Below are 762 nucleotides of genomic sequence, written 5' to 3' on the forward strand. Positions count from 1 at the left end.
AGGGGATGTATTTATGAGAAAAAATATTATTATTTTCATGTCTATGTTGATGGTTTTGGGTGGTCTTTTAACACCATTCTCGCAAATTGATGCAAGTTCATTAGAAAAAGAGTCTAAACAAGAGTATGCGCAGATTTTAATTTATGAAGATGAAAAAGAGTCTATTTATGTCGATGTTCCGAAAGATAAAGAAGTTGAATATCGGAAAGATATAAAAAATGAAGAATTTTTATCAAATCAAATTAATATGGCTAGGGAAACGAACTCTGTAGAACCAAATGATTCTATTGGAACTATGGCATCTTGTGGTGGCTCTACCGTTAAATATTTTAATAAAACTGGAGTCATTAATACTTTAGACCATATGGATAATAGTATTAATTGGCCATATTTTTTAAGTAATCCTTTATTTGATTTGGCTATAGGTACAGCTGCTGGATTAGTTAGTAAGAGTACATTTTTGGGGACTGTTGCTACAGCTACAGCGTGGTTAACAGCAGATCTATATAACAGGAGTGCTCAGTATTGGGAAGACTCAGCTATGATGATTTTAAAAGGACAAATCAATGGAGTTAAATTAACTGTTACACCAAATTGTGGGAATAGTTATCCTGCTGTGTTTAGAACATATACAAGATATTAAAAATATTGTATGAAATAGATTGAGTTGATTACTATGAGATTAGAAGGAAAAAGAATTATTAATTTGATTGGTCTATTTTTAGCTTTATGTTTAGGTATTTTGCATCTTTTTTATTATGA

At 30.4% G+C, this 762-nt stretch carries 1 protein-coding gene; it reads left to right on the forward strand.

Going from position 1 to position 762, the window contains the following annotated elements; translation table 11 throughout:
* On the forward strand, window positions 1-643 hold a 643-nt coding region (locus C792_RS14280), incomplete at its 5' end, for a hypothetical protein (RefSeq protein ID WP_040608714.1).
* Window positions 644-762: the final 119 nt, after the last annotated feature.

This window comes from Salinicoccus carnicancri Crm (assembly GCF_000330705.1).
Classification (GTDB): Bacteria; Bacillota; Bacilli; order Staphylococcales; family Salinicoccaceae; genus Salinicoccus; species Salinicoccus carnicancri.